Source organism: Ottowia sp. (assembly GCF_046348305.1).
Lineage (GTDB): Bacteria > Pseudomonadota > Gammaproteobacteria > Burkholderiales > Burkholderiaceae_C > Ottowia.
Genome location: NZ_JAXMEM010000014.1, coordinates 79643 through 98722, shown reverse-complemented (window position 1 = coordinate 98722; position 19080 = coordinate 79643). Strand labels below are relative to the sequence as shown.

Genomic DNA, 19080 nt, shown 5'->3' with positions numbered 1-19080 from the left:
CCCCGACCCCACCAACTTCGCCATCGGCAAGCTCTACACCAACAGCTTCTACGCCCTGCTGGAGCAGCGCCTGGCCGCCAGCGGCTACGCCGTCATTCAGACCACCTCGCCGCTGGTGGCGCGCCAGAGCTTCTGGACCGTGGTGACCACCATCGAGTCGGTGGGATTCAGCGCCACGCCCTACCACGCCCACGTGCCCAGCTTTGGCGAATGGGGCTACGTGCTGGCCAGCCGCCGGCCCTGGCGCCTGCCCACGGCGCTGCCCGCCGGTCTGCGCTTTCTGGACCGGCCATCGCTGCCCCTGCTGTTCGACTTTCCGCCCGACATGGCGCGCGTGCCGGCCGAGGTCAATCGCCTGTCCAACCAGGTGCTGGTGCATACGTACGAGCAGGAATGGGGGAAGGTGCATCAATGAAACACCCCCCTGAGTCGCTGACGCGCCTCGGTGCTCGCCGCCAGAGGCGGCGGCCCTTCGGTTTGTCCAGACCTGCGCAGGCAGGTCCGGAGCCGCAGACCTCAGCCCCCTCTCTGGCGCTTCGCTTGCAGCGGGGACAACGCCAGTGGCCGGCGCAGGTCCGGCCACGGCGTTCGCTGGCTTGGCCTGCTCCGCGGCCTCTGGATCGAGACGCCAAGGCTCGCTGACTCATGCAACGTCGATTTCTGCTTCGCGGCGGCGCCGGCAGCCTGCTGGCCCTGGCGGGCTGTACGAAGCAACAGCACGGTGCCATCGAAGGCGGCTTCGCTGGCACCCATCCCGAGCGCGGTCACCTGCTGCGCGCGCCCTGGCCCACGCGCGCGCCGGACGACGTGCGCCATGTGCACACAGTGATCGCCGGCGGCGGCATCGCGGGCCTGGCCGCCGCGCGGGCGCTGCGCCTGGCCGGGCACGATGACTTTGCCCTGCTGGAGCTGGAAGACGCCGCCGGCGGCAACAGCCGCGGCATGCGGCTGGGCGGCATCGCCTGCCCGCAGGGCGCGCACTATCTGCCGCTGCCGGGCGACGATGCGCGCGCTGTGCAGGACTTGCTGGAGGAGCTGGGCCTGCGCCGGCGCGTGGCCGGGCGCTGGCAGTACGACGAGCTGCACCTGTGCCACAGCCCGCAGGAGCGCCTGTTTTTTGGCGGCCAGTGGCAGGACGGCTTGCTGCCCCAGCAGGGCGTGGGCGCCGCCACGCTGGCGCAGTACCGCCGCTTTGCCGATGCCGTGCGGCGCGCGCAGCAGGCCGCGCACTACGCCATTCCAGTGCAAAAATCATCGTTTGCGCCCAGCCAGCTTGCGCAAGACGCTATCAATTTTGAATCGTGGCTGACCCAGCACGGCCTGGACGACGCGCAACTGCGCTGGTACCTGGACTACTGCTGCCGCGACGACTACGGCGCCGGCCTGGCCCGCGTGTCGGCCTGGGCCGGCATTCACTACTTCGCCAGCCGCCACGGCTTTCACGCGCCCGGCGAGGGCGTTGACGGCGGCGCGGACGAAGACGCGAACGAAGGCGCCGGCCCGCTCACCTGGCCCGAGGGCAACGCCTGGCTGGCCACGCGCCTGGCCGCGCCCGTGGGCGATCGCCTGCACGCCGCGCGTGTGGTCGGGCGCATCGTGCACGGCCGCCATGGTGTCACGGTGGACGCGCTGGACACCGCCAGCGGCCGGCTGGAGCGCTGGCAGGCGCGCCAGGCGGTCGTCGCCCTGCCGCTGTGGGTGGCCGCGCGCGTGCTCGACCCACTGCCCGCTGCCGTGCGCCAGCGCGCCGCCGGCCTGCGCACGGCCCCCTGGCTGGTGGCCAACCTGCAGCTGCGCGCGCCCCTGGACGACCGCCCCGGCGCCGCGCCCAGCTGGGACAACGTGCTCTACGGCGCGCCCGGCCTGGGCTATGTCGACGCCATGCACCAGAGCCTGCACCCCGTGCCCGGCGCCACGGTGCTGACGTATTACCGCGCGCTGGGCGATGCGTCCGAGGGCCGCGCCCAGCTGCTGGCCCGGCCCTGGACGCACTGGCGCGACGCCATCGTCGCGGAGCTGTCCGCCGCCCACCCCGACCTGGCCGCCAAGACCGAGCGCATCGCCTTGGTGCGCCACGGCCACGCCATGGCCGTGCCCACCCCGGGCACGCTGGGCCAGGTCGCCGCCCTGCGCGCGGCGGCGCATCCGGCGCGATCGGGCGAGCTGGCGCTGGCCTTTGCCGACGCCCCGCGCCTGGCCTTTGCGCACGCCGACTGGTCCGGCTACTCGGTGTTCGAGGAGGCCTTCACGCTGGGCCATGCCGCCGGCACGGCGTTGGGGTGAAGTGGAACACCCCCAGTCTCCACTCGCTGCGCGATGTTGCGCCCACCCCCAAGGGGGCATCGCCCCTGGCCGGGGAGACCCCGGCCACGGCGATCGCGCGGCTGGCCTGCTGCGCGGCCGCTTGGCTCGTTGGGCTTGATGAGCCGCGGGTGGTGCCCGGCGCCATGGCCAACTGAAATGCCCGTGGGTCGGCTGCGTGGCGCGCGCGCTTCACACTTCTTTACTCGCCGTCAGCCAGCGGTCAGGAACTTTGCAGTATCGTCGGCCTCTCAACATGGCAAGCGTGAATTGACTCCTCCAATTGCCTTGAAGCTGCCGAGCCAACTGGCTTGTGCCGACGAAAACCTGAAGCGCATTTCCTCCTCCCTCCCTCCTCCTCCTTCGCTTCAGGCCGCCTCGGCAGCATTTTTATTCTGACCGCGTCGCTTTTGCCCCCGGGCCAAAGCGGCGCGTTTGTTTTGGGGCCGGGCCAGCGCGGACGGAACACCGCAAAGAGCCGAAAGGCCGCGCCCGCGGGCCAAGCCCGCGATCGACGTGGCCGGGCTCCCCCCGGTCAGGGGCGATGCCGCCGTGAAGAGGGGAAGGCGGCACGGAACGAAGTCCGCGCCGCTTGGGGGTGAGTCGCTATGCCGGCCTGGTATCGACAAAGCTGGGGCGCAGCATCAGCTTGTCGTCCAGCAGGCGCGCCAGGTTGGCGTGGCGCGCGCGCCAGTCCAGCTCGGCAAAGCGAAAATCCAGGTAGCCCAGCGCGCAGCCCACGGCGATGTCGGCCAGCGTCATGTGGATGCCCGCGGCGCACCAGGGCTTGTCGGCCAGGCCGGCGCTCATGGCAGTCAGGGCGTTGTCCACCTTGCCCATTTGCCGCTCGATCCAGGCGCTGCTGCGCTCGCCCTCGGCGCGGCCGGGCCAGGTTCTCTCCAGGCGCGCCAGGATGGCGGCGTCCAGCAGGCCGTCGGCCAGCGCTTCCCAGGTCTTGACCTCGACGCGCTCGCGGCCGGGCGGCGGAATCAGCTTGCCCACGGGCGAGAGCGTGTCCAGGTAGTCCACGATCACGCGCGAGTCAAATACCGCGTCCTGGCCGTCCATCACCAGGCAGGGCACCTTGCCCAGGGGGTTGGAGGCAGAGATGGTGCTGTCCGCCCCCCAGACGTCCTCGGGCACGAACTGGTAGTCCAGCTTCTTCTCGGCCAGGACGACGCGCACCTTGCGCACGTAGGGGCTGGCGAGGGCGCCGATCAATCGCATGGTCATGGGGCGGTTGCAATAGGGGCCGGGACGCCCGGCGAGCGCCGCCATTTTAGGGGTTTGCCGGTGCCGGCGCGAACGGCGGCGCGACGGGGCGCTTCTACAATCGGGGCCCATGGATCTGACCGCGCTCACCGCCCTTTCGCCGCTGGACGGCCGCTACGCCGCCAAGCTGGACGCCCTGCGCCCGCATATGGGCGAGCTGGGTTACATGCGCTATCGCGTGCAGGTCGAGCTGACGTGGTTCATCGCCCTGTCCGACGCCGGGTTTGCCGAGTTCAGGCCGCTCAGCCCCGCCGCCCGCGCGCATCTGCTGGGCCTGCTGCGCGATTTTTCCGAGCGTGACGGCGCCGCCATCAAGGCCATCGAGAAAACCACCAACCACGACGTCAAGGCGGTCGAATACTGGATCAAGTCCAAGTTCGAGGGCCGCCCCGAGCTGCAGGCCGCCGCCGAGTTCGTGCACTTTGCCTGCACCAGCGAGGACATCAACAACACCAGCCACGCGCTGCAGCTCAAGGCCGGGCGCGCCGTGCTGCTGCAGGGGCTGGATGCGGTGATCGAACGCCTGCGCGCGCTGGCGCAGCAGCACGCGCATGTGGCCATGCTCAGCCGCACGCACGGGCAGACGGCCAGCCCCACCACGGTGGGCAAGGAAGTCGGCAACGTGGTGATGCGCCTGCAGGCCGCGCGCGAGCGCATCGCCGGCGTGCGGCTGCTGGCCAAGATGAACGGCGCCGTGGGCAACTACAACGCCCACCTGTCGGCCTGGCCCGACTTCGACTGGGAGGCCTTCAGCCGCCGCGTGATCGAGTCGCCCCTGCCGGATTCAGCAACCGGCGCTGACGCACCCATGGGCCTGGGCCTGACGTTTCAGCCCTACAGCATCCAGATCGAGCCGCACGACTACATGGCCGAGCTGTTTGACGCGGTGGCGCGCGCGGACACCATCGGCATCGACCTGGCGCGCGACGTGTGGGGCTACATCTCGCTGGGCTATTTCAAGCAAAAGACCAAGGCGGGCGAAATTGGCTCCAGCACCATGCCGCACAAGGTCAACCCCATCGACTTCGAGAACGCCGAAGGCAACCTGGGCCTGGCCAATGCGCTGCTGCGCCACTTGAGCGAAAAACTGCCCATCAGCCGCTGGCAGCGCGATCTGACCGACTCCACCGTGCTGCGCAACATGGGCGTGGCGCTGGGCCACGCCGTGCTGGCCTGGCAGTCGCTCTTGACCGGCCTGAACAAGCTCGAGCTGAATGAAGCCGCGCTCGCCGCCGACCTGGACAACGCCTGGGAAGTGCTGGCCGAGCCCATCCAGACGGTGATGCGCCGCTTTGGCGTGCCCGGCGCGTATGAAAAATTGAAGGAAACCACGCGCGGCCAGCAGGTCACGCGCGAGGCGCTGCACGGGCTGATCCGCACGCTGGACATCCCCACGGCGGAGAAGGAGCGGCTGCTGGCGCTGACGCCCGCCACCTATGTGGGCATGGCGGCCGAGCTGGCGCGACGGGTTTGACGGGCCTGCGGGCCGATTTGGGCGCTGCCGGCCCTGTCTTGCAGACCGCGGAGCCGCCAGAGGCGACTCCTCTTCGGGCTGTCCGGACTCGCGCTGGCGAGTCCAGAGCCGCAGCCCTCAGCCAATCGAATCGACCGCCAGCGCTTGGTGAGAAACCGCAGACAGCTATCAAAAACAAAGCAAATCCATGGCCCTCAAGGCAACCATCTTCAAGGCCGACGTGCAGCTGGCCGACATCGACCACGGCTGCTATACCGACCTGCAGCTCACCCTGGCGCGCCACCCCAGCGAGACCGACGAGCGCATGATGGTGCGGCTGGCCGCACTGGCGCTCAATGCCCACCAGGTGCAGGATTTGTGCGGCGGCGACGCGCGCATCGGCTTTGGCGCGGGGCTGTCCAGCCCCGACGAGCCCGACGTGCTGCTGCAAGACTTCACCGGCCGCACGCGCCTGTGGATCGAAGTGGGCCAGCCCGAGGACAAGCCGCTGGCCAAGGCCTGCAGCAAGGCCGACCAGGTCATCCTCTACCCGTTTGCCAGCCAGGCCGAGGTGTGGTGGCGCGGCATCGAGGGCAAGCTGTCGCGGCTGGACAAGCTGCAGGTCTGGCGCATCCCCGCCCTTGACGCGCAGGCGCTCACGCAACTGGCCGAGCGCAGCATGCAGCTGCAGGCCACGCTGCAAGAGGGCGTGCTGACGCTGTCCAGCACGCGCGGCAGCGTCAGCGTGGAGCCGCTGCGCTGGAAGTGATCACGGGGCGGACGCCGGCATCCACGCCCCGCAGTTCCAGCACTGCTCGAAGCCGCCTTCCACCAGCTCGCCGCAGTGCGCGCAGCGCCAGCGCCGCTGCGGCAGGTGGGCCAGGTCATCGAGCAGCTGGCGCGCTCCGGCCTCGTGCTCGGCGTGGCGCAGCCAGATCTCGGGGCGGCACTGGTCGGGCGGCAGCTCGCCGGCGATGCTGCTCAGGTAGCGCCGCTCCACCGTGGCCGCGTAGCCGGCCTCGCACAGCAGATCGGCCCACACCTGGGCGATGGCGACGTTGGGGGCTTGCGTCAGGCGAAACACGGCGGCGCCGGCAAATCAAAGCCAAAATGGGTTGCAGCCGGTGTCCATCGGGCGCAAGCAGCTATCAAAAAGTAGTTGGCGAGATCTACTTGTCGGTGCGGCTGACGCCCGCATCCACCGTGCCGTACACCGTCACGCCCGAGGTCGTGGCGCCGCCGTCGGGTGCGCGCGGCGCGCCGGTGCACGCGCCCAGCAGGCCCAGGGCTGCGGCGGCCAGCGCCGCGCGAAGGAGGGGGATGTGCAAGAGGTTCATGCGGACAGTATGCGCCCACGGGCCGCGCGCGGCAAAAGCGCTACGCCCGCGGCAGCCGCCAGAACGCCGCCGCCCCCGCCAGCAGCAGCGCCGACATGGTCAGCAGCGCGGCGGTGAAGGGCGCCACGCCCAGCGCCGGCGCCCAGCTGGCGGCCACGCCGCTGGCCCACTGCATCAGCGCCACGCCCAAAAACATCGCCATCGTCAGCAGCGACAGCGCGCGCCCGCGCAGCGCCTCGGGGTAGGCGTCGCGCACATAGCCGTATTGCAAAACGCCGTAGCCCGACAGTGCGCCGTAGGTGACGGCCAAAGCCACGTCCACCCAGGCGATCGGCGCTAGGCCGGCCGCGCCCACCAGCAGCGCGGCCAACAGGGCCAGCCCCAGCATCCAGCGCGTGCGGCGTGCGCCGCCCGGGTCCAGCCGGCCAAACACGCTGGGACTGGCCATGCTGGCCAGCGTCATCACCAGCGCCACATTGCCGCTTTCCACCAGCGTGAAGCCGTGGCGCTGCACCAGCAGCGGCCCCAGCCATAGCCCGCGCAGGGTGATGAAGCCGGCGTAGGCGACGGCGGCATAGGCCACCATGCCGGCCGTTTGCGGCAGCTTGAACAGGCCGAACAGCCCGCGCAGCGCGGCCCCGGCCGTGGGCCGCTCGCCGTCGGCGCCGGCGCCGGAGGGTGCGGGCGGCTCGTGCACCTGCCAGGCCATCGCTGCCCAGGCCAGCGCGCAGCACAGCGCCAGCGCGGCAAAGCCCCAGCGCCAGGAGCTGGCCTCGATCAGCCAGGCCAGCGGCGTGGCCGTGGCCAGCACGCCCAGGCTGCCAATGCTCATCACCAGCCCCGAGGTGGCGGTAAAGCGATCGGCCGCGAAGTGCCGGCTGATGAACAGCGTGCACACCAGAAACGCCGGCGCGCAGCCCGTGCCGATCAGCAGTTGCCCCAGCAGCAGCACCGGGTAGCTGCTGGCCTGCGCCGACAGCAGCGCGCCCGCGGCGGCGGCCGGAAACGCCAGCAGGATGGTGCGGCGAATGCCCCACAAGTCCAGCGAAACGCCCATGACCAGTTGCACCAGCCCGAACGAAAAGTGAAACGCCGCCGACCACAGCCCCAGCTGCTGCGGCGACAGCTGCAACTGATCGGCCAGCGGCGGCCCCATGATGGCCCCCAGCGTGCGAAACGCCTGGCTGAGCACAAAGGCCCCGGCCAGCGCGCCCAGCATGGCCCAGGCCGTGCGCAGGGGCATGGGTGGGACGGCGGTGGTGTCGGTGGGCTGCGGGTCGGTGGCGTTCAAGGGCGTTCCTGTTTTTGCCCCCTCACCCCCTGCGAGAGGGTTGGGCTGAGGGCCGGCGGCGCAAGGCAAGTCATCGGCCCAATCCAAACGAAATCAGTCTGTAGCGTCCATCCATCAAGCGCAAGCAGCTACTTCATTGATAGCGGCATCAATGATGATGCCCGTGCGCTCCATGCACGTGCCGGTGCGTGATCTCTTCCTCGGTGGCCGCGCGCACCGCCTTCACCGTGGCGGCAAAGCGCAGGTCGTGCCCGGCCAGCGGGTGGTTGCCGTCCAGGTGCACCTCGGGCCCCTTGATCTTGACCACGTTGTAGGCCATCGGCCCATTCGGCCCCGCGCCCTGCAACTGGCCGCCCACCTTGACGCCCGGCGGAAATTCGCTCCTGGGGATGGTGCGCACCAGCGCCTCGTCGCGCTCGCCAAAGGCATCCCGGGCGGCCAGTTCCAGGTCGATCGACTGCCCCACCTCCAGCCCGGCCAGCGCCGCCTCGACCTTGGGAAACAGGTTGTCATAGCCGCCGTGCAGATAGGCGGTGGTGCCCGCGTCCAGCGGCTTGCCGCTGCGGGCGTCGGTGATCTTGTAGGCCAGGGTGACGGCGCTGTCTTGGGTGATGGGCATGGGGTCGCGTGAAATCGTGGTTGAGGCCGGCGGCAGGGTGCGCGCGGCAAAGCCGTGACTCTAACGCCCGGCGTGTCGAGTTGTGGTCAGGCTTGTGCCCGAAGTATTCTCGAAGAGCAGCGTAGCCGAAAATAGGCCGCTGCGGTGGATTTGCAGCCGACAATTTCCAAGTCCGACGAGCTCTTGGGTGCGTTCAGGGGATGCGGCTCGGCATGAAGCTTGGATTGGAGGAAGCAAGGCCTGTCGATGCGTTGATTGCTTCGATGGCTGCTCTCAAAGCAGCCGCTGCTCCTGTTCGCCCCATATTTGCATCAATGCCTGCATCTCTGCTCCCGTGAAGGCGCCCGTCACTCTCACTTTCTCATGCACGAGCTGGACCGCGACGATGGTGCGCAGAAATTCGGGTTCGTGGCGCAGGCGAGCCAGTGCATCCTGCTCGCCCCGCAGCAAAACGAAGCCGTGCATATCGCCGCCATGCGGCTCCAGCAGCACGACGTCTATCGTGTCCAGACGGCCCTGCTCTTTCACTGCTGTGAGGTAGTGCATCGCCTCGTCCAGTACCTGCGCTGCCGTCTTTTCCCTGCCGGGAATGATCGGCCCCCAACCTACCAGCAATGCGGCTTTCATGATCTGCCTTCCATCGTGCAAACAAAAAAACGCGCCAGAGGTGGCACCTCATCGGCCTGCCGCCATGCGTCGCGCCAGTGGTGCGAATGCGGCCAGCATCCATGCGAACATTGCCGCCGACGGGTGCACCAGGGCCAGCGGTATCGAGAGCAGGAACACCGCCGTCGGCCACATCACTACGGCAAGGGCCTGGCGGTATTCACCATCACTGACGGCGGATTGCGTCAACGCTTGCGTGCGAGCGATGGCGACGATGAACAGCAGCATCAGGCCGGTGGCTGCCACCACGGATGCGTAAAGCACGACGGCCAGCGGGTCGCTGTCGCCGTAGTGCGCGAGCGCCGCGGTCGGAAAGTTCAACGAGATCAGCGCCAGCATGAAACCGATGTTGGCCAGGTTGTAGCCGCGGCTGGTGCGGCGTACGCGTCGGCTGAGGCGATGGTGCGCAAGCCAGAAGCCGCTGATCACGGTGAAACTCAGCAAAAAGGCGAGCACGCCGGGCAACATCTGGCCCAGCAGCGTGCGCAGCGGCCCGCGTGAGCCTTCAGGAAAGCGGATCTCCAGCGCCAGCACGGTGAGCGCAATCGACACCATGCCGTCGCACAGTGCATTGATGCGTTCCGGTCCAGGTTCCGGGTCGCTGGGCAGGTCGATGGCGGTATTCATCGTGCAGCCTCTTCAGGCGGGTACGAAGATGGCGTGCAGGCCGAGCGGCATCACGCGGTCCATGCGCGCCTGCATGAGGGGGCCGTCGGCCAGGTGCTGTGCGTCGAAAACCGACAGCAGCATCTGCTGGCGCGCGAGGTCCAGCGCCGTGCCCATGACCCAGCCTTCACCCTCGCGCCCCCGCCCGCCGGGACGCGGCACGAAGATGTGTTCCTCCACCATCACGTCCTTGCCGTAGCGGTAGAGCTCATGCGCACCGCTCGCCACGTCCAGCCGCATCACGGCATCAAAGCCGGGGCGTTCGCCCGCATCCACGCGCGCAGCGGTAAAGACCTGCCGATAGGTGCGGCCAACAATGCGCGGATCGACCCGCGGAAATTCGGCCACCAGCGGCAGCAGGTGCTGTTCAGCCTTGCCCGTGGCGGGGTTGAGTTCCAGCAGCGCTACGGCGGTGTGTTCCTTTTCGGCATATTGCCCGCGCATCAGGTCCTTCAGCGCCGTGGTCGCCGCCCAGGCGCTGGGCGAGCGGATGCAGTCCAGGCGCACCACGCCCTTGTCCTCACACGCATTGCCGATGTGAAACACGAAGCCGGTCGGCAGCGTGAACCACTGCGGCGCATCCAGCCGGTCCTTGGCCAGCAGCAGCACGCGCAGGCCAAGCTCCGGTCGCCAGACGTGGCTGTCCAGGAAGGTCTCTCCGGCTTCGGCGCGGGCGCGATCGAACACCAGCGGCGGCAGCAGGAACACGAGGTGGCGCTCGGTCACCGCGAAGTCATGCACCATGGCGATGTCGGGCACCGGGAGGCTGGCAGCAGCGGCCAGCTCGCCGCCAGGTTTGACGTGGTAGATCGACAGCAGACCCGCCGAGCTGCTGATGCCGAAATTCCACAGCGTTCCGTCTGGCTCGATCTTGGGGTGAGCCGAGAACGGCATCCCGGCGTAGTCGGGTGACCAGACCTTGGGACCGCGGGTTTCCAGCGTCTGCGCGTCCATTTCGGTGGCCGAACCTCCTTCCCACAACGCCATGAAGCGCCCGCCATGCGCAAGCACGCTGGTGTTGGCGACGTTGATCGCGTCTGGCGCGGTGATTGCATCGGCGCCCGGCGGGTTGGTGGCGAAGGCGGCGCGCACCGGACGACCTGCCGCGCTGTCGGCGAGGAATTTTTCGGTGCGCACGAAGCGCCCGCGGTGTGTCACGCCTTTGTCGCTGAGCGTGTAGCGCTGCACCATGCCATCGCCGTCAAAGAGGTGGTGGTAGCGCTCGCCACCCAGCGCATGGCGCGCGGGGCCGTTGCGGTAGAAGCTGCCCGCCAGACCCCTCGGCATGCGCCCCTGCACGCTCAGGGCCATGGGGGCGGCGTCTTGCTGCAGGCCGACGTAGCCCAGCGTCCATGGGTGGCTGGCCCGGGCAGCGGCAAAGGCGGCGGCGGTGCTGTCGGCGCTGGCTGCTGCGTTCGTGCCGAGGGGCGGTGCTGCCGGCCGCGGCCAGCAGGGTGTGGAGGAAATCACGGCGTTGCATGGTCACTCTCCTGCTGCTCAACGCAGATGAACGGTGATGGTGGTGTCGCCCTGCAGCTCGATGGCCGCGGCGTCGAAGTCGGGGGCGCCCATGCGCCCGCGTGCGTCGCGGCTGAAGCCGTAGCGCTCGATGGGAATGCCGGCGACGTTGCTGTCGAGCTTGCCGTTGCCGTTCTCGTCGTGAAACAGCGAAAGCGCGTAGCGCCCCGCGGGCAGATCGCGGTAGATCAGCAGCACGCGCGCGGCGGCTGGCTGGCGCTCGCCTGCGCGCGGCGTCTTGAGCCAGCTTGCGGCATCGGCGTACAGCGCACCGTCGACGGTGCCCTTGTCGGAGCGGGCGCCCAGTACTTCAACGGTCAGGTCGTGGGCGCAGGCGCTGGTGGCCATCAATGCCAGGCTCAGTGCGCCGACGCAGAAGGAACGGCAGGGAAGTCGCATGAAAGAGGCTCCTGTGACGGGTGTCGGTCGTGTGATGACCGGCACTGTAGGAAGCCGCGCGCCGTGCAACCAGCGGATTGCGACAGGCAGGCGCAGGCGGTGCGCCAAGCGTGTCCAGGCTCGACCGAACCGCGCCGTTACATGGGGCGAAACAGGTGCGCGAAGGCGCGGCTGACCTTGAGCGGGCGGGCCAGGCCGCGCACCGAGAGACTGCAGTGACCCAGCTCGTCGCGCGTGGCGCTGACGATGTGGCGGCTGTTCACCAGCAAGCTGCGGTGGATCTGGATGAACTCGCCACCTGCTATGCGGGTGGCGAGTTCGCGCAGGCTCATGCGCACCAGGGCCTCCCCTTCGGCGGTGACCACGGTCACGTACTTGTCGGTGGCTTCCAGGCAGATCACATCGGCGACGGCAATCATGCGCACCGTGTTGCCCACGCCGGCGCGGATCACGCGGATCGGTTCGCGCGCCGTGTCGCTCGTGGCGAGTGCCTGCATCTGCTGCACCTGTTGCGCCGCTTCGCCCGCGCGAGGCAGCGTGCGTGCGGCAAGCCGCTCTTGCAGCCTGGCCACCGTGGCGGCCAGGCGTTCGGGCGTCACCGGTTTGAGTACGTAATCGATGGCGGCGTGCTCGAAGGCCGAGACGGCAAATTCGTCATAGGCGGTGACGAACACCAGCAGCGGAGCGGGGTGCGTTTCGGGCCACTCGTCGCTGACGATTTCAGCCACCTCCAGTCCGGTGCGTGCCGGCATGCGGATGTCCAGAAACAGCACATCGGGCAGCAGCGCCAGCGCCTGCGCGGTGGCCGCCAGGCCATCCTCGGCCACGGGCGCCAGCCGCAGCCCGGGCCAGGCACCCTGGAGCAGACGCACCAGGGTGCGGGCCAGCACGGGCTCATCCTCGGCGATCAGGGCCAGGGGCGCATGGGGCGTGTTCATGTCGGGATCCTCACGATGGCGCGCATGCCCGTTGGGTGCTGGCGCAGCAGCCGCAGGCTGGCGCGCTCACCATAGAGCGCACGCAGACGTTCGCGCACCTGCGCCAGGCCAAAGCCGCCATCGGCAGTGGGTGGCTGATCGGCGGGAAGACCCAGGCCGGTGTCGTTCACCTCCAGTTCCAATCCCTGTGCGCCCAGGCGCGCGCTCACCCGCACGCTGCCGCCGCCGATCTTGGGTTCGATGCCGTGCTTGAGCGCGTTTTCCACCAGTGGCTGCAGCAGCATGGCCGGCACGGGTGTGGCCTGCAGAGCCTCAGGCAGGTCCAGCGTGTAGTGCAGGCGTGCTCCCAGGCGCAAGGCCATGATGTCCAGATAGGCCGCGAGCTGGGCGAACTCGGCGGCGAGCGTCGTGTTGTCGCTGCGTGAGGCGGCCAGGGCACCGCGCAGCCAGGTAATCAGGCGGTCAATCATCAGTCGCGCGCTGGCGGGATCGTCATCGACCAGTGCTCGCAGATTGGCCAGGGTGTTGAACAGCATGTGCGGGTCAAGCTGCGCGCGCAACATGCGCAGCTCGGCTTCGGCGGCCAGCTGCTGCGCGCTGGCGCGCGCCATGGCCTCGCTGCTCAGGCGGCTGCGCAGCCAGGTGAGGTAGCTGACAAAACCGCCGGCAAGCAGCGTGGCGCCGATGGCCGCCAGGCGCGCGTCGTCGACGCCGATGATGCGTATCGGCTCACCCAGTACCGCATACGCCGTGGTGTAGCCCAGTACATAGCCCAGCGGCAGGCCGACACCCAGCGCGATCAGCAGCGCCGCGCGAGCCCCGCGCCTGCGCACCCAAGGCAGCTGGCGCACCAGCGCGCCGCAGAACGCCACCCACAGGCCGATGCATTCGGAAAACCACAGGTTGCGGCCAAAGCTGTCGTGTTCGGGCTCGGCCAGCGTCAGCATGGCGGCCACCAGCACGCAGAACAGGCCGGTGAGCACGAACAGGCGCAGCGTGCGCGTGGCGCCTTCGGGGAGGGGGGAAACGGGTGGGGTCAGTGTCATGGCGGCACGCGATCGGGCGTGCCACTCTAGGCCAAAGCGGCGTGCTGGGCGTAGCCGGTGGTGCCGATGGCAGCCTGAAGGCGCGAACGGTCGAAATCGTTGAGTAAAGCGTATTCCTTCAGTTCGGCTAAAGACGGATCACCAAAATGTACTGGATGGGGTGCGCTCGTAGAGGGGCGTGCCCGAAGTACAGGGCGACCGAAAAACATGAGTACCCATATTGTCGAGATGCGTCTGGCCATGAAAACCACCATCGAATTGCCGCAATCCCTGTTTGCACAGGCCAAGCGCTATGCCGCTGCGCACGACATGACCCTGAAAGCCCTGATCGAGCAGGGCTTGTGCGCGGTGATGACCGAGAGCCAGCCCGACGCGCCCTTCAAGCTGCGCGATGGCAGCTTTCACGGGGGACGCGGCTTGACGCCCGAGTTCGAGAACGCCGACTGGGCGCAAATTCGCGACGCCATCTACGAAGGCCACGGCGTGTGATTGCCGTCGACACCAACCTGCTGGTCTAAGCCCACCGCGCAGAAAGCCCCTTTCATGCGCGTGCTGCCGCCCGGCTTGCCCAGGGCCCATCGACGTGGGCCATTGCCTGGCCCTGTCTCCACGAGTTTTACAGCGTGGTCACCCATCCGCGCATTTTTGCAGTGCCAACGCCGACGGCAGCCGCGTTGGGCCAAATCAGCGCCTGGTTGGAGTCCCACAGCTTGCTGCTGTTGTCGGAAAGCGACTGACACTGGCCTCAACAGCATGAGCTGATCGCGCAGGCGCAAGTTCAAGACTCCATGGTGCATGACGCCCGCATCGCCGCGCTGTGCCTGGCCCACGGCGCGCGTGAGTTGTGGACCGCCGACTGCGACTTCAGCCGCTTCGCTGGCGTGCGCACGCGCAATCCCTTGCTCACGGCTTGACCAACCCCTGCATCCGCACCACCTCAAAATCGGCGCCCTTCACGGCGCCCAGCTCGCGCAGCAGCGCGTCGTTGTTCCAGCGCGCGTCGGGTGCGCCGCTGATGTACCAGTTGGAGCCGTTGTCGGCCACGAGCATGCCGTAGGTCTTCAGCGCCTGCAGGATGGCGCGCGACTCGGTGCTGGTGCCCGCCGGGATCGCGTAGCTCGCTTTCAGCCGCACCCGCATGCCCATGGGCGGCAGGCTGGCGCTGGTGTCGCTGGACGCCCAGTGCGTGGCCGGCGGCACATAGGCGCGGCGCGTGCGGCTCACCGTAAAGCGCAGCGCGTGGGCAATCACGCCCGTCGCCGCCTCGTCATAGCGCGCCAGGCCCGGAAAGATCGGCAGCCCCGCCGCGTCGGCACTCGTCCAGCCCGGCCGCCCGCCCGGGCGCACCGTGTTGCTGTCGAGGTGAAACACCGCGCCGCCGCTGGCCAGCCAGCTGCCATCGGCCTGCGGCACCGCGTTGCCCAGTTCGTACAGGCGGTTGGCGCTGCGGTCCACCACCAGCACGTGCCGGTCGCCGCCAAAGGGGCCGCCGTCGGCGCGCTGTCCCTCGATCGGCGCGTTGGGCGGCACCGGGTAGGGGCCCGGGTCGCTCTCATCGCCGTAGTCGGTGAACGTGATCTTGACCTTGGGCTGCCCCGCGCCCACCACCACGTAGGGGATGCCGATCGGCGCGCCCTCCCACAGCCCCGCGCCAAAGTCCGGGTGCAGCCCGCGCGTGAGCCCGATGCTGGCGATCAGCGCGTCCGAATCCGGATCGACCGGCGCCTTTGAGATGTCCGTGTTCCAGGCGTTGTCGGCCGGAAACGGCAGCGCCCCGTTCAGGCTGGCGCCCGGGCCCAATGAGGCGGCCTGCAGGTTGCCGTAGGTGGCGCTGCCCGATGGGGGCGTGGTGGGCGCGGGCGTCGTGGGCGGAGCGGTGGGGGGCGCCGTGGGTGGCGCAGGCTGCGCCGGCGTGCCTGCGCCGCCCGGCCCGTCCGATCCGCCGCCGCACCCCGGCAAGGCGACCGCGCCGGCGACCGTCAGCATCACGGCCCAGCGGCACCAGCCGCGCGACTGCCCGATGGCATGCATGTTGGTTCCTCCAAGTTTGCCCGGGCCTTGCGCGGGCGTTGTGATCTTGAACGCACCAAGCCCATCATCGCAGTCTTTTCCGTGGGTTTGGCGCGGGCCTGCCTCGCCCCTGCGTGCCTGGCGGCTTGATTGGCTGTCGCCTGTGCGCTCAGCCGCCGGCAGCCGCCACCGCGGCCATGAACGCGCGAAGTTTTTTCTCGTCCAGGTGGTCATCGGTTCGCACGCTCGTGCACAGATCGAGTCCAAACGGTCGAACCGAGTGGATGGCTTCACCGACGTTGTCGGCTCGCAAGCCGCCCGCGAGGAAAACCGGAACCGACGACCGCGCCACGATTTGCGCGCTCAGGGACCAATCGTGCGTGCGCCCCGTGCCGCCGAGCTCCTTGACCGCAAGATTCTGATTGCCGGAATCGAGAAGCAGCGCGTCCACTTCATGGGCCGCCGACAGGGCTTCGTCCACCGACGCCCGATGGGTCACGTGAACCACCTGTACGAGAGAAATGCCCGGAAGCAGTTCGCGCAGCGCCGCATGTCCGCCTTTGGGCAGGCGATCGCACAGTTGAACCGTGGTGGTGCGGCAGCGGCGGTGCTGCGCTGCAATCTCCACTGGATCGGTTCGGCTCGTGAGCAGGAACGTGGCCACGGGTGGCGGCACGGTGGCCGCGACTTGCGCGATGCAAGCCTCCGATATGACCCCCGGCCCACTCGGCATCTCCGATACCAGCCCCAGTGCAGACGCGCCACACCGGACAGCAAGTGCCGCCTCGTCAGCGGAGCCGATGCAGCAAATCTTGATGCGTATCACGTGTCACCTTCCTTTCCTGCCGCCCACCAAGGTGCGGCTGATGACGGGCTCTGGAGCGACGTCAGTGTCGACGGGCGCGTTCAGCGGCGCCGTGGACGCCGAGGCGTCCGTGTGGCCTCACACGTCGATGTTCCCCGCCCGCAGCGCATTCGTCTCGATGAACGCCCGGCGCGGCTCCACGTCGTCGCCCATCAGGGTGGTGAAGACCTGGTCGGCGGCGATGGCGTCTTCGATCTGCACGCGCAGCAGGCGCCGCACGGCCGGGTCCATGGTGGTTTCCCACAGTTGCTCGGGGTTCATCTCGCCCAGGCCCTTGTAGCGCTGGCGGCTGGTGGTGCGCTCGGCCTCGGCGATCAGCCATTGCATGGCCTCGCGGAAGCTGCCCACGGCCTGCTCGCGCTGGCGCTCGCCTTCGCCGCGCGTGACCTTCGCGCCTTCGCCCAGCAGGTGCTGGAAGGTCTGCGCGGCGGCCACCAGTGCGGCGTAGTCGCCGCCATGCACAAAATCTTGCGGGATGACGCTGCTCTTGATGTTGCCGTGGTGGTGGCGGCTGATGCGCAGCACCGGGCGCTCGGTGCGGGGGTCGAGCTGGGCGGCCACCTCGGGCGCGCCGCCGTTGGCCTGCTGCTCGTGCAGGTGCGATTGCAGCTCCACGGCGCTGGCTTGGGCGGCCTCCAGCGTGTCCATGTTCAGCGCCACGCCGCTGGCGATGGCGCGCAGGGCTTCTTCGTCCATGAAGGCCGCCAGGCGCGCGATCACGCCCTCGGCCAGCTGGTGCTTGCGCGCCAGGTCGGCCAGCGCCTCGCCGGTGATGGGCTGCGCGTTGCCGCCGGGGTGCACCACGGCGTCCTTCAGCGCCACGCGCAGCAAAAAGGCGTCCAGCGCCGCATCGTCCTTCAGGTACAGCTCTTCCTTGCCGGACTTGACCTTGTACAGCGGCGGCTGCGCGATGTAGATGTGGCCGCGCTCGACCAGCTCGGACATCTGGCGATAGAAAAAGGTGAGCAGCAGGGTGCGGATGTGCGCGCCGTCCACGTCGGCGTCGGTCATGATGATGATGCGGTGGTAGCGCAGCTTGTCGATGGCAAAGTCGTCGCTGCCGTTCTTGCCGTTGCCATTGCCGTCCTCGGCGGTTTTGCCGATGCCGGTGCCCAGCGCCGTGATCAGTGTCACGATTTCGTTGCTGGACAAAAGCTTTTCATAGCGCGCGCGCTCCACGTTCAGGATCTTGCCGCGCAGCGGCAGGATGGCCTGGAACTTGCGATCGCGCCCCTGCTTGGCGCTGCCGCCCGCCGAGTCGCCCTCGACGATGTAGATCTCGCACTGCGAGGGGTCTTTTTCCTGGCAGTCCGCCAGCTTGCCGGGCAGGCCAAAGCCGTCGAGCACGCCCTTGCGCCGCGTCATCTCGCGCGCCTTGCGGGCGGCTTCGCGCGCGCGCGCGGCTTCGACGATCTTGCCGCAGATGATCTTGGCGTCATTTGGCCGCTCTTCCAGGTACTCGGTCAGCGCTCGGGCCACGATGTCCTCGACCGGCGCGCGCACTTCGCTGGAGACCAGCTTGTCCTTGGTCTGGCTGGAGAACTTGGGCTCGGGCACCTTGACCGAGAGCACGCACACCAGGCCTTCGCGCAGGTCGTCGCCGCTCACGTCCACCTTGGCCTTCTTGGCTAGCTCGTTGACCTCGATGTACTTGGTGATCACGCGCGTCATGGCGGCGCGCAGGCCCGTCAGGTGGGTGCCGCCGTCGCGCTGCGGGATGTTGTTGGTGAAGCAGAGGACCTGCTCGTTGTAGCCGTCGTTCCACTGCATGGCGACTTCCACGCCGATCTCGGTGCCGGGGATGCCGCCGTAGGTGTCGGCCGCTCGCGTGCCGGTGGCGTGGAAGGCGTTGGGGTGCAGCACCTTCTTGCTGCCGTTGATGAAGCCCACGAAACCCTGCACGCCGCCGGCGCCCGAGAAGTCATCCTCCTTGCCGGTGCGCTCGTCGATCAGGCGGATGCGCACGCCGTTGTTCAGGAAGCTGAGCTCGCGCAGGCGCTTGGCCAGGATGTCGTAGTGAAAGTCGTTGTTTTCCTTGAAGATTTCGGTGTCGGGCAGAAACCGCACCTCGGTGCCGCGCTGGTCGGTGTCGCCGGTGATGCGCATGGGCGAGACTTCGACGCCGTTCACCGTCTCCAGCAGGCGGTTTTGCACAAAGCCGCGGCTGAACTCGATCTCGTGCTTCTTGCCCTCGCGGCGCACCACCAGGTGCAGCCGGCTGGACAGCGCGTTGACGCAGGACACGCCCACGCCGTGCAGCCCGCCCGACACCTTGTAGCTGTTCTGGTTGAACTTGCCGCCCGCGTGCAGCTCGGTCAGCGCGATCTCGGCGGCCGAGCGCTTGGGCTCGTGCTTGTCGTCCATCTTCACGCCGGTGGGAATGCCGCGGCCGTTGTCCACCACGCTGAGCGATCCGTCGGCGTGGATGGTGACCACGATGTCGTCGCACCAGCCGGCCAGCGCCTCGTCGATCGAGTTGTCCACCACCTCGAACACCAGGTGGTGCAGGCCGGTGCCGTCGCTGGTGTCGCCGATGTACATGCCCGGGCGCTTGCGCACCGCCTCCAGCCCTTCCAGGATCTGGATGGCGCTCTCGCCGTAGCCGCCGGCCGGGGGGGTGGGCGCTTGTTCAGGGGTGGGGCTGGACTCGGTCATCACGAAACTCTCGATCAATTGAAGCTCAAAACCCGCCAGGGCGG

General features: G+C 68.6%; 19 protein-coding genes and 1 pseudogene. 6 read left to right on the top strand and 14 right to left on the bottom strand.

The genetic code is table 11. The annotated features are described in order from the left end of the window. Both U1F38_RS16005 and U1F38_RS16000 read left to right on the top strand, forming a co-directional pair. Window positions 1–415, top strand: a pseudogene (locus tag U1F38_RS16005) (polyamine aminopropyltransferase); the annotation flags it as partial. Window positions 416–645: 230 nt separating this feature from the next. Continuing rightward, window positions 646–2283 carry an FAD-dependent oxidoreductase gene (locus U1F38_RS16000; protein WP_409988067.1) on the top strand — a complete coding sequence of 546 codons (1638 nt, stop codon included), beginning with the start codon at window positions 646–648 and terminating at the stop codon, window positions 2281–2283. Window positions 2284–2907: 624 nt separating this feature from the next. On the opposite strand, the gene U1F38_RS15995 is transcribed toward U1F38_RS16000, so the two are convergent. Beyond that, complete coding sequence (locus U1F38_RS15995) at window positions 2908–3528, bottom strand: glutathione S-transferase family protein (RefSeq protein ID WP_409988073.1); 621 nt, start codon at window positions 3526–3528, stop codon at window positions 2908–2910. A gap of 115 nt (window positions 3529–3643) precedes the next feature. Between U1F38_RS15995 and purB the strand changes: the two genes are divergently transcribed. After that, on the top strand, window positions 3644–5047 hold the full coding sequence (gene purB, locus U1F38_RS15990) for an adenylosuccinate lyase (protein WP_409988066.1): 1404 nt from the start codon (window positions 3644–3646) through the stop codon (window positions 5045–5047). 187 nt (window positions 5048–5234) lie between these two features. Next, entirely contained in the window at window positions 5235–5795 is a 561-nt protein-coding gene (locus U1F38_RS15985) for a YaeQ family protein (RefSeq protein WP_409988065.1), read from the top strand. On the opposite strand, the gene U1F38_RS15980 is transcribed toward U1F38_RS15985, so the two are convergent. The 10 genes from U1F38_RS15980 to U1F38_RS15935 all read right to left on the bottom strand — a co-directional run bounded on the left by U1F38_RS15980 (window position 5796) and on the right by U1F38_RS15935 (window position 13506). Next, complete coding sequence (locus U1F38_RS15980) at window positions 5796–6110, bottom strand: DUF2007 domain-containing protein (RefSeq protein ID WP_409988064.1); 315 nt, start codon at window positions 6108–6110, stop codon at window positions 5796–5798. 85 nt (window positions 6111–6195) lie between these two features. Continuing rightward, window positions 6196–6363 carry a hypothetical protein gene (locus tag U1F38_RS15975; RefSeq protein ID WP_409988063.1) on the bottom strand — a complete coding sequence of 56 codons (168 nt, stop codon included), beginning with the start codon at window positions 6361–6363 and terminating at the stop codon, window positions 6196–6198. A gap of 40 nt (window positions 6364–6403) precedes the next feature. Further along, window positions 6404–7606 (bottom strand): MFS transporter, encoded by a 1203-nt coding sequence (locus tag U1F38_RS15970; protein WP_409988072.1) that lies wholly within the window; start codon window positions 7604–7606, stop codon window positions 6404–6406. A gap of 196 nt (window positions 7607–7802) precedes the next feature. Beyond that, on the bottom strand, window positions 7803–8273 hold the full coding sequence (locus U1F38_RS15965) for a peptidylprolyl isomerase (protein ID WP_409988062.1): 471 nt from the start codon (window positions 8271–8273) through the stop codon (window positions 7803–7805). 273 nt (window positions 8274–8546) lie between these two features. Then, complete coding sequence (locus tag U1F38_RS15960) at window positions 8547–8900, bottom strand: hypothetical protein (RefSeq protein WP_409988061.1); 354 nt, start codon at window positions 8898–8900, stop codon at window positions 8547–8549. Window positions 8901–8948: 48 nt separating this feature from the next. Then, window positions 8949–9566 (bottom strand): TMEM175 family protein, encoded by a 618-nt coding sequence (locus U1F38_RS15955; RefSeq protein ID WP_409988060.1) that lies wholly within the window; start codon window positions 9564–9566, stop codon window positions 8949–8951. A 12-nt stretch (window positions 9567–9578) separates the two neighbouring features. Next, window positions 9579–11075: a carotenoid oxygenase family protein gene (locus U1F38_RS15950; RefSeq protein WP_409988059.1), complete on the bottom strand. Its 1497-nt coding sequence runs from the start codon at window positions 11073–11075 to the stop codon at window positions 9579–9581. Between the two features lie 27 nt (window positions 11076–11102). Next, on the bottom strand, window positions 11103–11522 hold the full coding sequence (locus U1F38_RS15945; protein WP_409988058.1) for a DUF2141 domain-containing protein: 420 nt from the start codon (window positions 11520–11522) through the stop codon (window positions 11103–11105). A 137-nt stretch (window positions 11523–11659) separates the two neighbouring features. Further along, entirely contained in the window at window positions 11660–12460 is an 801-nt protein-coding gene (locus tag U1F38_RS15940) for a LytR/AlgR family response regulator transcription factor (RefSeq protein ID WP_409988057.1), read from the bottom strand. After that, entirely contained in the window at window positions 12457–13506 is a 1050-nt protein-coding gene (locus U1F38_RS15935) for a sensor histidine kinase (protein WP_409988056.1), read from the bottom strand. The genes U1F38_RS15940 and U1F38_RS15935 overlap by 4 nt, the downstream gene beginning before the upstream one ends. A 207-nt stretch (window positions 13507–13713) precedes the next feature. On the opposite strand from U1F38_RS15935, the gene U1F38_RS15930 reads away from it, so the two are divergent. Together U1F38_RS15930 and U1F38_RS15925 are read left to right on the top strand one after the other, a co-directional pair. Continuing rightward, on the top strand, window positions 13714–13995 hold the full coding sequence (locus U1F38_RS15930) for a hypothetical protein (RefSeq protein ID WP_409988055.1): 282 nt from the start codon (window positions 13714–13716) through the stop codon (window positions 13993–13995). Between the two features lie 299 nt (window positions 13996–14294). Beyond that, on the top strand, window positions 14295–14420 hold the full coding sequence (locus U1F38_RS15925) for a hypothetical protein (RefSeq protein WP_409988054.1): 126 nt from the start codon (window positions 14295–14297) through the stop codon (window positions 14418–14420). Here the strand turns inward: U1F38_RS15925 and U1F38_RS15920 are convergent. From U1F38_RS15920 to gyrB, 3 genes are all read right to left on the bottom strand, one after another. Further along, window positions 14410–15537, bottom strand: coding sequence for a hypothetical protein (locus U1F38_RS15920; protein ID WP_409988053.1), 1128 nt, complete (start codon window positions 15535–15537; stop codon window positions 14410–14412). The two genes, U1F38_RS15925 and U1F38_RS15920, sit on opposite strands and share 11 nt — an antisense overlap. 148 nt (window positions 15538–15685) lie before the next feature. Continuing rightward, window positions 15686–16342 (bottom strand): phosphoribosylanthranilate isomerase, encoded by a 657-nt coding sequence (locus U1F38_RS15915; protein ID WP_409988052.1) that lies wholly within the window; start codon window positions 16340–16342, stop codon window positions 15686–15688. 117 nt (window positions 16343–16459) lie between these two features. Then, a complete protein-coding gene (gene gyrB / locus U1F38_RS15910; RefSeq protein ID WP_409988051.1) occupies window positions 16460–19036 on the bottom strand; it encodes a DNA topoisomerase (ATP-hydrolyzing) subunit B in 2577 nt (858 codons plus the stop codon). Between the last annotated feature and the right edge of the window lie 44 nt (window positions 19037–19080).

Coding starts and splice junctions, on each gene's coding strand:
- U1F38_RS16000 (WP_409988067.1), top strand. CDS start 646: ATGCAACGTCGATTTCTGCTTCGCGGCGGCGCCGGCAGCCTGCTGGCC.
- purB (WP_409988066.1), top strand. CDS start 3,644: ATGGATCTGACCGCGCTCACCGCCCTTTCGCCGCTGGACGGCCGCTAC.
- U1F38_RS15960 (WP_409988061.1), bottom strand. CDS start 8,900: ATGAAAGCCGCATTGCTGGTAGGTTGGGGGCCGATCATTCCCGGCAGG.
- U1F38_RS15955 (WP_409988060.1), bottom strand. CDS start 9,566: ATGAATACCGCCATCGACCTGCCCAGCGACCCGGAACCTGGACCGGAA.
- U1F38_RS15985 (WP_409988065.1), top strand. CDS start 5,235: ATGGCCCTCAAGGCAACCATCTTCAAGGCCGACGTGCAGCTGGCCGAC.
- U1F38_RS15935 (WP_409988056.1), bottom strand. CDS start 13,506: ATGACACTGACCCCACCCGTTTCCCCCCTCCCCGAAGGCGCCACGCGC.
- U1F38_RS15975 (WP_409988063.1), bottom strand. CDS start 6,363: ATGAACCTCTTGCACATCCCCCTCCTTCGCGCGGCGCTGGCCGCCGCA.
- U1F38_RS15940 (WP_409988057.1), bottom strand. CDS start 12,460: ATGAACACGCCCCATGCGCCCCTGGCCCTGATCGCCGAGGATGAGCCC.
- gyrB (WP_409988051.1), bottom strand. CDS start 19,036: ATGACCGAGTCCAGCCCCACCCCTGAACAAGCGCCCACCCCCCCGGCC.
- U1F38_RS15930 (WP_409988055.1), top strand. CDS start 13,714: ATGAGTACCCATATTGTCGAGATGCGTCTGGCCATGAAAACCACCATC.
- U1F38_RS15920 (WP_409988053.1), bottom strand. CDS start 15,537: ATGCATGCCATCGGGCAGTCGCGCGGCTGGTGCCGCTGGGCCGTGATG.
- U1F38_RS15970 (WP_409988072.1), bottom strand. CDS start 7,606: ATGCCCCTGCGCACGGCCTGGGCCATGCTGGGCGCGCTGGCCGGGGCC.
- U1F38_RS15925 (WP_409988054.1), top strand. CDS start 14,295: ATGGTGCATGACGCCCGCATCGCCGCGCTGTGCCTGGCCCACGGCGCG.
- U1F38_RS15995 (WP_409988073.1), bottom strand. CDS start 3,528: ATGCGATTGATCGGCGCCCTCGCCAGCCCCTACGTGCGCAAGGTGCGC.
- U1F38_RS15945 (WP_409988058.1), bottom strand. CDS start 11,522: ATGCGACTTCCCTGCCGTTCCTTCTGCGTCGGCGCACTGAGCCTGGCA.
- U1F38_RS15965 (WP_409988062.1), bottom strand. CDS start 8,273: ATGCCCATCACCCAAGACAGCGCCGTCACCCTGGCCTACAAGATCACC.